Source organism: Candidatus Protofrankia datiscae, assembly GCF_000177615.2.
GTDB classification, from domain to species: Bacteria; Actinomycetota; Actinomycetes; order Frankiales; family Frankiaceae; genus Protofrankia; species Protofrankia coriariae.
Genome location: NC_015656.1, coordinates 4,890,914 through 4,903,883 on the forward strand (window position 1 = coordinate 4,890,914; position 12,970 = coordinate 4,903,883).

Consider the following 12,970-nt stretch of genomic DNA (forward strand, 5'->3'; position numbering starts at 1 on the left):
CCGGACCGTCACCCCGTATATCCGGACGACTCCGCTTCTCCGAGACGATGGCCGGGAATCAGGCCCGCTCCCGGTTCCCCGCCCCGCTGCCGCCGCACGCTCACCGGTTCGGCGTTCACCGGCGCGGTGCCCGATGCTGGTGCCGCCGGCTGGCCGGATCCAGCGACGAAGGACGCGATCGCGGCGATCACCAGTGTTGTGATCGAGAACACGAACACGGCGGCAAGGCCGTCCGCGAACGGCCCGGAAATCAGATTCGGGAAAAAGGCGTGTCCGGTCACGTGGGCACCACCGTCCGGCAGCGCCGCCAGTGTCTGCGGTGTGAGCAGCTGTTCCATCGGGTTGTAGCCGAGAAATGCCGAGAACAGGACGCCGATCGGTGGGAGGTCGGCCACCGTCCGCGCGGTGGCGTCCGGTACGCCCTGCGCCAGCAGGCCGTTGAACATGGTCGCCGGCAGGGTACGGGAGAGCCCGGCGACGATGAGGATGAAGACCAGGCCGATGGACAGCACGATGGCGGAGTTCTGGAAGGTCGCCGTCATACCGGCGCCGACCCCTCGCTTGTTCGCCGGCAGCCCGTTCATGACGTCGGCACGGTTCGGCGAGGAGAACAGGCCGGTACCGATGCCGTTGATGAACAGAATCAGCGCGAACGGCAGGTAGGAGAAGTTCACCGGTATGACCATGAACAGCACGAAACTGGCGATGACGATGACAAGGCCACCGACCGTGAAAATACGGGCGCCGAACCGGTCGGAGAGCGCCCCCGCCACCGGCGCGGCCAGCAGGAACCCGATCGTCAACGGGATCATGTAGATACCCGCCCACAGCGGCGTCTCGGTAAAGCTGTAGCCGTGCTGCGGCAGCCAGATCCCCTGGAGCCAGATGATGAGCACGAACTGCAGCCCACCGCGTCCAAGCGATGCCAGCAGGGAGGCGATGTTGCCGGCGGTGAACGAGCGGATGCGGAACAGTCGCACGTCGAACAGGGGTTCCCTGATCTTCGACTCGATGATCGCGAAGGCGACCAGGACCGCCAGGCCACCAATCATCGCGCTGAGCACCCAGGGGTTGGTCCAGCCCATCGTGTGCCCGCCGTAGGGCTGGATGCCGTAGGTGATCCCGACCAGCAGTATGATCAGCCCGCTGGCGAACGTCGCGTTTCCCCACCAGTCCATCGAGGTGCGTTGCCGCACCCCGTTGTCCCGGAGTTTGGCGTAGGCCCAGAAGGTCCCGAACACGCCGAACGGCACCGACACCAGGAAGACGTAGTGCCAGTTGACGGGGGCGAGCACACCGCCGAGCAGGAGCCCGATGAACGTGCCGGCGATACCGGACACCACGTTGATGCCCAGCGCCAGCCCACGCTGTTGGACGGGGAAGGCGTCGGTGAGGATCGCGGTGGAGTTGGCGAAGATGAACGCCCCGCCCACACCCTGCACGATCCGCCAGCCGATGAGCCACAGGGCCGCCGCACTGCCATCCATCCAGGTGAGGGCCAGCAGGACGGAGGAAACGGAGAAAATCGCGAAACCCATGTTGTACATGCGGACGCGTCCGTACATGTCCCCGAGACGCCCGAAGGTCACGACCAGGACGGCTGTGACGATCAGGAAGCCCAGCATCATCCACAGCAGATAGCTGGTGTTACCCGGCTCCAGCGGGTTGATGTTGATTCCGCGGAAGATGTCCGGCAGAGCGATCAGGACGATCGAGGAGTTGATCGTGGCCATGAGGATGCCCAACGTGGTGTTGGACAGCGCAATCCACTTGTACTGCAGACCCGGTGCGGCGGATTCGTCAACCACAGCGGACGGTCGCGCCGCGTCGCGATCGTCCGCCGCGTCCGGCTCTGCATGATCCGCGTCCCGCACCTGGTGCCCCTCCTCAAACGTCGACGATGCTCCGCATCGAAAACTTGCTTAGTAAGACTAAACAAGTTCCGCCCATCGAGGAAGACGGAAAAATCCGATCAAGAGGCAGACGTCGGAGTTACGGCAATAATTTCACATCACATACACAACAGAATCTCTCCTGGTGTCATCCGATGGTCAACCGCAGCAGGCGCCGCCACAGCAGGCGCCGCCGCCTGACGGAACGGGCACAGGCGAGGCCGACGCCGACCCCCCACGGCTGACGGCGACGGCGGTGAACACCCGGGTGGTGTCGACATGACCGTCCGGGCACGGATTGTTGACAGCGGCCGGTTCGCTGATGCCGCGTCGCACCTCGAAACTGGTGTCGCACGTGCGGCAACGGTACTGGTACGCAGGCACGGACCGATTTTACGCCGGTCGACCCTCGCGATGACGGATCACCGTCATCGCGATCACGGCGCACCCGCACACCTGCCTGGCTGTCCGCCTGCCCGGGCCGCCTGTCCGGGCCGCGGGCAGCGCGACGGTGCTCCTCGCGGATCCTCGCGCTGCCGGAGGCCCGGTTTCCTGGCCGTCCGGGCGACCGGGTACCTGGAGCTCTCGCCCAGCGTCATCTTCTCGGACCGTTCCCACCCGGAGTCATCTTCGGACGGGCCGGTCGCCGTGGATCAGCGGAACTGGACCGGCTGGCCGGTCGCCTCCAGAACCGACAGCCAGAGGTCACCGGCCGGATCGACCTGGCTGCGGTGGCTGATGGCCATCGTGATCGGGACGTGCACGAACCGGCGGCGCCACCGTCCGACGATCACTTCGGTGCGGCCGGACATCGCCGCGTGCACCGCGGCGTGCGAAAGCCGGATGCAGTACACGCTGTCATAGGGGTTGGCCGGCACGCTGCGGATCACATAGCTCGGGTCGATGTACTTGAGGTTGACCTCCATGTTCGCGGCGGTGAAGTGGTCCGTGATCCGCCGGGTGAGGAGCTTGCCCACGTCCCGCAGCTTCACGTTGCCCGAGGCGTCGCTGCCCTGGGGCGTGCCGGCCTCCTCCCGGGCGAGGAGGTCCTGGCCGGCGCCTTCCGCCACGACGACGACCGCGTGCCCCCGTTCCTCGACGCGCCTGTGCAGGAAGCGCAGGAGACCGCCCCCGCCCTCGAAGGTGAATGGCACCTCGGGGACGAGCACGACGTCCGCGTCGCTGTTCGCCAGGGACGCGTAACATGCCAGAAAACCCGAGTGCCGGCCCATGAGTTTGACGACCCCGATACCGTTGGGCGACGACATCGCCTCGACGTGCGCCGCCCGGATCGATTCGGACGCCTTCGAGAAGGCGGTCTGGAAACCAAAACTCTGGTCGATGTACGGCACGTCGTTGTCAATCGTCTTCGGCACGCCGACAACGGCAATCTTGTCTCCGCGTTCACGGGCGACCCGGCCGATTTCAAGCGCGCCGCGCAGCGAGCCGTCGCCGCCGACCACGAACAGGATGGTGATGCTCATCCGCTCCAGGCAGTCGACGATCTCCTCCGGGTCCTGCTGGCCTCGGGACGTGCCGAGGATCGTTCCTCCGTTCTCGTTGATGGTGCTGACGAGATCGGGGGTCAGGTCCAGCACGCTGTGGGCGTACCGGGCGATGAACCCCTGGTAACCGTTGCGGAAACCGAAGATCCGGGTGACGCCGTAGTGGGACGTCAGCTCCAGCACCAGGCCTCGGATGACGTCGTTGAGGCCGGGGCAGAGTCCCCCACAGGTCACGATTCCGACCCGGGTCTTCGACGGGTCGAAAAAAATCTTCCGTCGCGGCCCTGCCGGCTCGAAGCCGGGCAGACTGTCCAGCGACACGTCACGCTGAGTAACCATCGACAGCGTGTCGTCGAGCAGTACGCGATCATCCTCGTCGACATAGTGCTGGGTCGTCCGCTTGTCGTCGATCAGCGGTGCCAGCGGCGACGCGATCCGACAGGGCCCCAGCACTCTGACCGAAGCATCCGGGACATCGTCCATCAGTAACACACCCTCGGCGACCAGTAACACGTCCCCGGCGACCCCGGGACCAAGCCCCCGCGCACCGGCTGGTTTGCCGGCGGCCGACCGGCCGACAAAGCAGCCGGTACGCCAGCCGAATTTCCGACACAAAGCAGATATTCTCGAGTGAGACGCACCACGACTGTCAAATCTCCTTTCTCGCCCACTCGCGTCGAAGCGTACCGGCCGAACTCCCGATGCCGATACGGGAGACCACAAACCACGTAACAACGGACGGCGGATGAAACCCGCTTTTTACCAGACGGATACACGCGGGAACGGTACCCGGGCCAACTGCCGACGGCTGCCGCCGGGCTGCCGGCAACCGTCGGCAGCCCGGCGGCAGGTCGCGGTCAGCGCCCGCCCACAGCCAGGCCGCCTCGGCGACGGTGCCCACACGGGACAGGAGTGAGATGACTAACGACGCACGAAACAGGAAGTGACAAAAAAGACAAAAGGTGTGCCAGTGGATGACCTGGACCGCCGGGTTCCGCAGCCGCCGTCACCGCGGGGCACGCCCGCCCATACCCGCTCACCCACGTCAGTTACCCGCTTACACCAGTCCGGCGGTCCGGTCGTGCGGGGTCCCGACGCGTTCGACCGGCCGGGTGGTCAGCGCGGGCAGGCGCTCGGCGATGAGCAGGGCGAGGTCGTCGTGCAGGTTGCCACCAACGTGACCGTGCACGTGGGAGACGAGCCCGTCCAGCGCGGCGTCGAGGGTGACGGCCGTGAGCGCGGCAAGGTGGTCGTCCAGGCGGAAGAAGGCCCGCTCGCTGTTGCGCGCCTCGATCAGGCCGTCGGTGAACAGCAGCAACCGGTCACCGGGATCCCACCGGCCGGTGGTCGCCGTGAAGTGCTCGGCGATACCGAGCGGGGGGCTGGGGTCGATGATCTGTATCGGGCGGGCGGAGTCCCCGGACAGGAGCACGGGCGGCGGGTGCCCAGCCGAGATCATTCGCAGCATCCCGTCCGGATGGACATCGACGATCAGGGCGGTGACGAAGTCCTCGGGCCCCGCCTCCCGAGAGACCGCCCGGGCGCAGGCCTCGGCGACCCGTTCGATCTCGGGGTAGATGACGGCGGCCTCCCGAAAGGCGCCGAGGACGACCGTGGTCAGCCGGACCGCCGGCAGCCCCTTGCCCTTCACGTCCCCGATGATCATTCGGGTGCCGGTGGGTGCCGTCACCACCTCGTACAGGTCACCTCCGACCAGGGTCTCGGCCGCCGCGGAAAGGTAGCGAGCGGCGAACGCGATCCCGTCGACGGCCCTGGGGACGGCTGGCAGCAGCGCCCGCTGGGCCACGTCGGCCACGGCGAGAGCACGCCCCAGCTCCTTCTCCCTGCGCAGCCGCGTCACCGCGACGTAGCCGGCGACACCGGCCTGGATGGCGACCAGGACACAGGCTGCGACGTACTGCCCGCTACCGAAGTCCTCCCAGGCTCCTGACACCACGCTCGCGGCCACCGCTACCAGCCCCACGATCACGGTGACGACCGGCGCTCCGGTGGCCGAGGCAAGCAGCGGCACCAGCCCGTAGAAGCCGGTCAGATTGCTCCACGGGACGACGATGTCGGCGACGACCAGCACGACCAGCAGGCCCAACAGGCCCAGCGGGCCGCTGTCGGTCGTCGCGACCGCGTTTCCGTCTGTCCGCACTGTCCGCATTGTCCCCATCATGACCACAACCAACGAACAAGGAAACGCCGATCACCACGATACGACCACGAGCGGACCGCGCCACGCGGCAGGGATGCGGGCAGGATCGCACCCCGCCACCCGCCGCCGGACGAGCGACGACACCACCATGATCCGGCCAGGTGCGGACGATCATCGACGCTCGCGCTACAGTTTGCAGTCGCCAACAAGACATGCCCAACACAACACTGCTGGATCGCAGTAGACACGGGAACATCCACTGTGCACCATCGGTGGCAATGCAGACGAATGATGCGAACCCGACAGACGGCCGATACCCGCCCGCCACCGGCAACGGGCCCGGGCTGCCGCCGGCCGCCACCCCGCGGATCGTCGCAGTTTCCCGATCAGCATAGGGCCGACGGCCGGACGACCAGCGGGGTGAACGCACCTGTGTCTGTCGCCGGAGACGGCCTCAAAGAAAGATCGACAGTAGTCGACCGCCGAGCACGCGATCATGATTTCTCTCGCGCGCTCAGCAGCTCTGGAAGCTCAGACAGAACGTCCGTGGGGAGGGGGGAACACAGTGTGGAGGCAGACGCTGCTTCAGCTACGAGTAAAGATCTTCGCGTCGGCGCGGAAGCGCTCGAGCTCCTCCGCGCTGATGGTGGGCCGTGACGAGCGGGCCGCGGCGAGCAGGTCGTCGGTGGTCACCGGCAGCCGCTCCCCCTTGTCGACCGCGCGGAGGAAGGCCGCCGCCACCGCCCGCTGGACCATGGCGGCGAGGTCGGCCGGCGTGAACAGCTCCGTCGCCGTGACCACCGGTTCGGTGTCCACCTGCTTGTTGTCGATCCGTTCGAGGAAGCGGTCGAGCAGCAGGCGGCGCCCGGGCGCGTCCGGCGGTCCGACCGGGAGAATGAGATCGAAACGACCCGGGCGGACGAAGGCCGGATCGAGCGCCGCGATCGAGTTCGTCGCGCAGATCAGCAGACGCCCCGGGGTGCTGCGGAACTGGGGGATCGCCTTCAGCAGCTCGTTGACCACGGACTGGCTCTCCGGCCCGACGGCGTCCCTGGCCTGGGCGATCTCGTCGACCTCGTCGATGAAGACCACCACCCGCTCGACCTGCATGAGCTCGGTGATGGCCGTGCGCAGTTCGGCGGCGAGGTTGCCGTCGCCCGCCGCGACCAGTCGGGACGGCAGCAGCTCCACGAACGGCCACTCCAGACGGGCCGCCACCGCCCGGGCGAACGACGTCTTACCGGTGCCCGGTGGCCCGAACAGGAGCATGGCCGTCGGGGTGACGAGCCCGTACGTCTCGGCCAGTTCGTTTTCCTTGATGGGCAGCAACAGGCGTTGTTCCACCAGCCTCTTGCCGTCGGCCATACCGGCCAGCCCGTGCCATTCGGCCGCGGTGAGCAGGGTGCCGCCCCAGCGTTCCACGGTCGTGACGTCCACCGGCCGCAGCGGTTCGTACTTCTCGTAGAGCGTGAGCCCGGTCCTGGCGAATCCCCGGTTGCGGAAGGCCAGTTCACCGAACTGCCCCGGTGCGAGCAGCGTCGTGATGCGACGGTGTCCGGCGTGCAGCAACTGGTTCTCCAGCGCTTGTAGGAGGGCGGATCCGATCCCCCGGTAGCGCCAGGCCGGCGAAATTGCCAGCGCAATCACCTGGGCGTATCCGCGCTCGTATTTCGCGACCGCGACGCCCACGAACTGGTCAGGTGTGACGGCGACAACCGCGGGGGTGCCCTCCCGCAGCGCGAGAACCGTGTCGGTCAGGTCAAAGGATGGTCCTTCCGCGTCAGCTCTGACCTCCTCAAGCAAATGGACCGTCGCAGTGTGATCGTTGGTGTCGTAGGACCGCACGTGCCAGTTCGTCACAGCCGGCTCCCTTCACTCGTGTCACTCGTGCGCAAGTAGATTAGATTACCTGTCGCGTAACTAGTCAGGTAGTTTTTGATCTTGAGTTAGCTGATCGCGGGCATCCAGGGACGGCCCTCGGCAAGTTGGACGAGAGCGTCGAACAGGCTGATGCCGTGTTTGGTGGCGGTGGACAGGTAGCTGCGGATCGCGCAGAACTGGCGGGCGCCGGTGAGCGTGCGTAGGCAGCCGGATACCTTCTGCCGTAGTTTGATCATGCGGATGTCGCGTTCGGAGCCGTTGTTGTCCGCGGGAACCCGCCAGTCGCGGGTGAACCGAAGGTAGTCGGCTTCGCGGTCGACGAGCCGGCAGGCCAGGGCATGGCGGGCGGCCATGAGTTTCGTGCCGCGCGGCGAGGTCTGGCTGATCCCGATGTGAGCGGCGTGGCGCAGCTGCCGGGTCTGGGTGGCCGGTGCCTGCTCGTCGATGGTGACGCCGGTAGTGGCGGCGTCGACGGCGAGGCGGTGCAGGGCGACGAGCGCGTCGCCTGCCTGGGCGGCCCAGCACCAGGTTCCCGTCGGGGCCGCGTCGACGACGGCCTGTAGTTCGCGCAGCACGTGAGCGACGCACAGCTGGTGGGTGGCGCCGGTGTAGCTGTCGTAGGGGGCCCAGGCGTCGTGGACCACCACCCCACCGAAGGCGGGAAGCACCCCGAGGGCGTCGATCCCGCCGCTGCCGCGGGTGGCATGGCAGTCGATCAGCGTGTACTTGTCGGTGCGGGCGCAGTGCACCCAGTGCAGTTTCCCGGCGACCCGCAGCCCCGTCTCATCGGCCCCGATCACGTCGGCGGCGGCCAGCAGACCCCGGACGGTGTCACGGAAGCCGTCGAGTCCGGCGGCGGCACGGGCGGTCATCGCACCGACCGTGCCCGCCGAGATCGGGATCCCAACCAGCTCGGCCAGCGCGGTCGCGGTCCGCTCCTGCGACAGGAACTGACCGGAATACAGGTAGACCACCGCCGCGGCCACCCGCGGCCCGTACTGCACCGGCGCGTCCACCCCGGCCGGTGCCGCCGCCTTCGTCCGCGTCCCGCAGCCGCACTCCCGCTCGATGAGCTGATGTTCGACCACATGCGGACGTAGTTCGGGCAGGTCGAACACCTGCCGCCGTTCGGTCCGGGTCACAGGCCGGCCCGCAAGCCCCGCCCCGCACCCCGCACACGGCCCCGGCTCATGCCGCAGGCGCACATCAGGCTCAGCGAGCATCCGCAGCGTCGATCCCGGATGCCCGCCCTGCCCACCGGGCCTGCGGCCGGTCTTCTTCCGCAGCGACTTCGGTGGCGGTTTCGCCAGCCCGTCCGAACTCGGTGGCTTCGCCGAGTTCCGCGAGTTCTTCGCGACCTGAGCTTCCAGCTCGGCGATCCGCACCCGCGCCTGTTCCAACGCCGCAGCGGTCTCGACCAGCTGCGCCCGCAGACTCACCACCAGCGCCGCGAGCTCGTCATACGACGGCACCGGCGGCGACGCGGGCGGACCATCCGACACACCCGGACCCTACGGCCCGATCAACCACACAGCACCAACGACCCGGGCCTTCAGGCCATCGAGGAGTCCCAGCCAGCCGGGAAACCAAAAACAAACGATCTACCAGACCTGACCAGTTACCCTGTCGCGTCGTTTACACTCGGGCGGCCACTCGTGGCGGCGGCAAGAATCCCGCAACGCAGGATGAGGAGCGCCCGCGGGCAGGAGTGTCATTTCGTGACATCCTGCCCGCGGGCGCTCCGAAGGAGTCGGATCACCACCCCGCTATGTTCTCCTCCGGGGTCACGGGCGGAGCGGGAAAACAGTGGTATCCGATCTGGTGGGCTGGTCGACTTCACCGGCCGGCGCGGGCCATCCATCCGCGGAGGGGAGCGCCAGATGACCCGCGCCGGGGTCTCACCCAGGGGCCACGACTACTGTCGACGGCCGTCCGGGGAGCTTTTTCACCACGTGGTTACCGGCCATGCGGGCCGGACCCGGCGCGGCCGGGAACAACCGGCGTCCGGCGAGCGCCCGCCGTTTGCCACCGGTTCGCGACCGAGGTGGCCGACGTGTGGCACGGGGATCCACGTGGTGTTGTGTCGTAACGATTCCCGGTCGGATTCGCACCGGCCCCGGAAGGGGAACCGTAACCGGCCCGAACGAGCAGTGAATATTTCGTCGTGGTAACGGTTTCCGCATTTCCGGTAAATCCGCCGACGTTCCCACGGCGTGGGCGTCCCGACACGTCGGGACCGCGGCGGACCGTTCCTCGCGGGCCGCGGCCCGCTGCTCGAGGACGGTCGACGATCATTGTCGCCGCCCCTGCGAGTCGGATCATCAGGCCGCGCCCTGCCGGGGCCGTGGGATCGCGCACTCCCGCGCCGACGGGACGGCGGACAGCAGTTCCCAGCCGGCCCGAGCCAGCTCATCCGACAGTTCGGTCAGGCCCAGCCGCCGGCCGACGGCAGCGCGCACGGCCCTCAGATGCGTGAGCAGGGCACGGGCCTGGTCGATCTCCTCGTCCGGCGCGCCATCGGCGATCAACCGGGCGAGCGACGTCATGACATCGCTTTCCGAGGTCACAGCCTCGGCATATTCACGTGCGGCTATCCATAGTCGGGCCGCGGTGTGCTGCCAGTCGGCCATCGCGGCGGCCATCGGTACCGGGGCTGTGATGCGCTGCAACGTTGGCGTGCTCACCGTGGCATCCGTGGTGCCGGCGGGTTGACCAGCTGGCGGCGCAGCGCACGGCGCTCGTCCTCGTCCAGGCCGCCCCACACCCCCGCCTCCTGCCCGGTGCCAAGCGCCCAGTTGAGGCATTCCCGGATCACCAGACAGCGGCGACAGACGGCCTTGGCCTCCTCCAGCTGCCGCAGGGCCGGCCCGGTGGTACCGACGGGGAAGAACAGCTCCGGGTCCTCGTCCCGGCAGGCGCTGCGCTGGCGCCAGACTTCCAAATCCTCCGCGGATGGCGGCTCCTGTGTCCGGACCCGGCTCCACATGTATGCGGAGTTCACGTCCTCGAACTGGCCGCGCAACTCGCCGTCGGCGTCCAGCACAAGAACTCTTCTACCCATACGACACCGTCCTGTGGTCGCGTCGACATGACGACTAAATCGAGCAGAAGCGTACGGCCGGCCCATGTTGCTGTCTACTCACAATGTTTCAGAACGCAGGATCCGGGAATAGCACCCACGGAGACCCGCGGAACACGGAAATAAGGCCTGAAGGACAACAGTCGGTGTTCCCAGTTCGTTCGGGATGGTGGAATTCAGGGCCCGACGGTACAGCTACCGGCCAGTTCGCAGATCCGCACGATCACCGTCCGGATACTCCGCGTGTGCCCGAGTCCCGCCGCGGCGGGGTTCCGGCCGGGGCCGCATACGGGGCCGACGAATACCCACGGGGGCGGAATCCGGAAAAAATCAAGGTGCTCCTCCGCGGACCAACCAGGAACAACGACTCAGCACAGGTGACCGCGGGTCCTTAGACTCCGGTGGGGGGGTTGGCTACGTTCCGAGTACATGCCTTGACATGACGGCCAAATGGGAGAAGGTCAGATGCCTCCTCGAAGGGTTACCATCGGTCCGTTGCAGCATGCACGCCAGATCCGCGGCCTGTCTCTGGCGCGGGCAGCGGAAGAGATCAAGAGTCTCGCCGAGGACATCGGTAGACCGTGGGATGCGTTGACCGCACAGCGCCTCTCGGAGTACGAGGGCGGCAAGCGCCCAAGCTGGGAACACTGTGATCTCCTTGCTCGCTATTACTGCACGAATGTCGTTGCCCTAGGCTGGGCGTGCGACTACACCGGGCCCGAAAGCGGGGCCCTGGCACTCCTGTCCAATTCAGTTGACGATGGGGAGGCTCGATGGGCAGACGCCGATCTCGACCTTCTGTGGAGACCTGACGGATTGAACGTCGGGTTCGAGGAGGTGACCGCCAACATGGAAAGGCGGAAGTTTCTAAGTGTGTCCGGCGTGGCACTGACATCGGTCGCGCACCACTGGCTCATGACCGATTCAGCCGGGCTCGCCGCGGCACTCGAGGGAAAGCGTGTGAGCGACTCGCTCGTCGCCGGCTTCGAGCGGCGGGTCGAAACGCTTCGCCGAATGGATGACGTTCTCGGAGGAGATGACATATACGAGCTGTCCATGGCGGAGCTGCGGGTCGCCGTACGCGTCCTGCGGACCGCGCTGTACGGCCACGCCCACGAGGCACGGCTGTACGCCGTGGCCGCCGAGCTCGCCCGGCTGGCGGGCTGGGCGGCGTTCGACAGCGGCTACCACGGGGGCGCCCAGCGGCTGTGGATGGTGGCGCTACGGGCCGCCGGGGAGGCCGGGCAGCCGGCGCTGGGGGCCAACATCCTGCGCTGCATGGCCGAGCAGGCGTCCTGGTACGGCGACCCGAACGACGCCATCACCATGCTCCGCTCGGCTCAGGCCGGCGCTCGCACGGCGATGACCGCTACCGAGAAAGCAGCTATCTCCGGCGCGCTCGCTCTCGCGTACGGTCGCGCGGGTGAAAGCGCCTCGGCCGCAAGAACTGCCGAGGACGCGGTTCATCTCATCAATCAGTCCCAGCCGGCGGAGGATCCGCCGCATATTTACTGGTGCGTGCCGCCCTGTATTTCGCTGTTCGCCGGTGAGGCGTTGTTGTCCAGTGGCGACGGGGCCGCCGCGATTCCCTACCTGGATGCCGCGGCCGAGGGTCTGGCCGGTGATTTCCCACGCGCCCGCGTGGAAGCCATGACCAGGTTGGGCGTCGCGCACGTGCGGGCCGGAGATGCCGAAGCGGCGGTTCAACTCGGCCATCAGGCCGTCGAACAGGCAGCCCTTCTCGACTCCGGTATGGCTGGCAGAGATGTGGCGACGCTGTGCCGTGAGATCGAACTTACCGGATACCCCGGAGCCGCCGATCTCACGGACCACGCCCGCGTCGCGCTGACCGCCGTCGGCTCAGCCTGACGGTTCAGCCTGACGGTTCACAGGCAACACACTCATGATCCTTCCACGCCAGAGGCTCCGATCGGATCGGTTCCACCGGTCGGACGGAGCCGGCAGGCTCAGACCGCCTGATTACTGACGGCGACATCATAGCCGGTCTCCGTAACAGGAACCGGCCCCCGCTCCGGCGCCGGACAAGGCGCCGAGGGCCTCGGAGGCAGTCGGGACGACATCATCGCCCCGACTGCCTCCTTCCTTTTTGCCCCGAACACCCGATTCGACACAATTGAATGATCTTCAGAGTCATTGTCAATGATGTGATACTCGTCACACGCAAGGATCAACCCAGGACAACTCAAGGCCAAATTTTCAAGATCCAATCTTCCGAGGAGCACGCAGGGATCACATATATGATCTCCGTCGATGACTCCCGTAAGCGACGATCACAATCCTTACGGTAATGGCGATTACGGAGAGTTAAATATGCCCGAAGTGTCCCGCCAAATGCCCACCCGCGGGGTCCACCTCGACCACACCGCGAACGGGGCAGCCGGTAAGACAGCGGCGGAAGAGTCCGGATCTTCAGAGCCTTTCTGCCCCGACA

9 protein-coding genes are annotated in these 12,970 nt (G+C 67.0%); 1 reads left to right on the top strand and 8 read right to left on the bottom strand.

Going from position 1 to position 12,970, the window contains the following annotated elements:
• Window positions 1-8: 8 nt before the first annotated feature.
• From FSYMDG_RS20635 to FSYMDG_RS20670, 8 genes are all read right to left on the bottom strand, one after another.
• A complete protein-coding gene (locus tag FSYMDG_RS20635; protein ID WP_083828553.1) occupies window positions 9-1,733 on the bottom strand; it encodes an MFS transporter in 1,725 nt (574 codons plus the stop codon).
• Between the two features lie 318 nt (window positions 1,734-2,051).
• Window positions 2,052-2,276: an FmdB family zinc ribbon protein gene (locus FSYMDG_RS20640; RefSeq protein ID WP_013875324.1), complete on the bottom strand. Its 225-nt coding sequence runs from the start codon at window positions 2,274-2,276 to the stop codon at window positions 2,052-2,054.
• 269 nt (window positions 2,277-2,545) lie between these two features.
• Window positions 2,546-3,880, bottom strand: coding sequence for an ATP-dependent 6-phosphofructokinase (locus tag FSYMDG_RS20645; protein WP_043607262.1), 1,335 nt, complete (start codon window positions 3,878-3,880; stop codon window positions 2,546-2,548).
• Between the two features lie 574 nt (window positions 3,881-4,454).
• Window positions 4,455-5,567: a PP2C family protein-serine/threonine phosphatase gene (locus FSYMDG_RS20650; RefSeq protein ID WP_050803605.1), complete on the bottom strand. Its 1,113-nt coding sequence runs from the start codon at window positions 5,565-5,567 to the stop codon at window positions 4,455-4,457.
• A 576-nt stretch (window positions 5,568-6,143) separates the two neighbouring features.
• Window positions 6,144-7,418, bottom strand: a complete 1,275-nt coding sequence (locus tag FSYMDG_RS20655) for a GNAT family N-acetyltransferase (protein WP_013875327.1) — start codon at window positions 7,416-7,418, stop codon at window positions 6,144-6,146.
• An 86-nt stretch (window positions 7,419-7,504) separates the two neighbouring features.
• The gene (tnpC, locus tag FSYMDG_RS20660; RefSeq protein ID WP_013871651.1) at window positions 7,505-8,941 is read right to left on the bottom strand and encodes an IS66 family transposase; all 1,437 of its coding nucleotides are present in this window, start codon (window positions 8,939-8,941) and stop codon (window positions 7,505-7,507) included.
• An 819-nt stretch (window positions 8,942-9,760) separates the two neighbouring features.
• Window positions 9,761-10,123, bottom strand: coding sequence for a hypothetical protein (locus tag FSYMDG_RS20665; protein WP_013875328.1), 363 nt, complete (start codon window positions 10,121-10,123; stop codon window positions 9,761-9,763).
• Window positions 10,120-10,425 (bottom strand): WhiB family transcriptional regulator, encoded by a 306-nt coding sequence (locus FSYMDG_RS20670; protein WP_047223131.1) that lies wholly within the window; start codon window positions 10,423-10,425, stop codon window positions 10,120-10,122. Before FSYMDG_RS20670 ends, FSYMDG_RS20665 begins: the two co-directional genes overlap by 4 nt.
• A gap of 588 nt (window positions 10,426-11,013) precedes the next feature.
• On the opposite strand from FSYMDG_RS20670, the gene FSYMDG_RS20675 reads away from it, so the two are divergent.
• Window positions 11,014-12,387: an XRE family transcriptional regulator gene (locus FSYMDG_RS20675; protein ID WP_131772893.1), complete on the top strand. Its 1,374-nt coding sequence runs from the start codon at window positions 11,014-11,016 to the stop codon at window positions 12,385-12,387.
• The last annotated feature ends 583 nt before the right edge of the window (window positions 12,388-12,970 follow it).

Excerpts from the sequence above, each read along its gene's own strand:
- FSYMDG_RS20635 (WP_083828553.1), bottom strand. The coding sequence starts at position 1,733 with ATGGCCACGATCAACTCCTCGATCGTCCTGATCGCTCTGCCGGACATC.
- FSYMDG_RS20670 (WP_047223131.1), bottom strand. The coding sequence starts at position 10,425 with ATGTGGAGCCGGGTCCGGACACAGGAGCCGCCATCCGCGGAGGATTTG.
- FSYMDG_RS20645 (WP_043607262.1), bottom strand. The coding sequence starts at position 3,880 with ATGGACGATGTCCCGGATGCTTCGGTCAGAGTGCTGGGGCCCTGTCGG.
- FSYMDG_RS20650 (WP_050803605.1), bottom strand. The coding sequence starts at position 5,567 with ATGCGGACAGTGCGGACAGACGGAAACGCGGTCGCGACGACCGACAGC.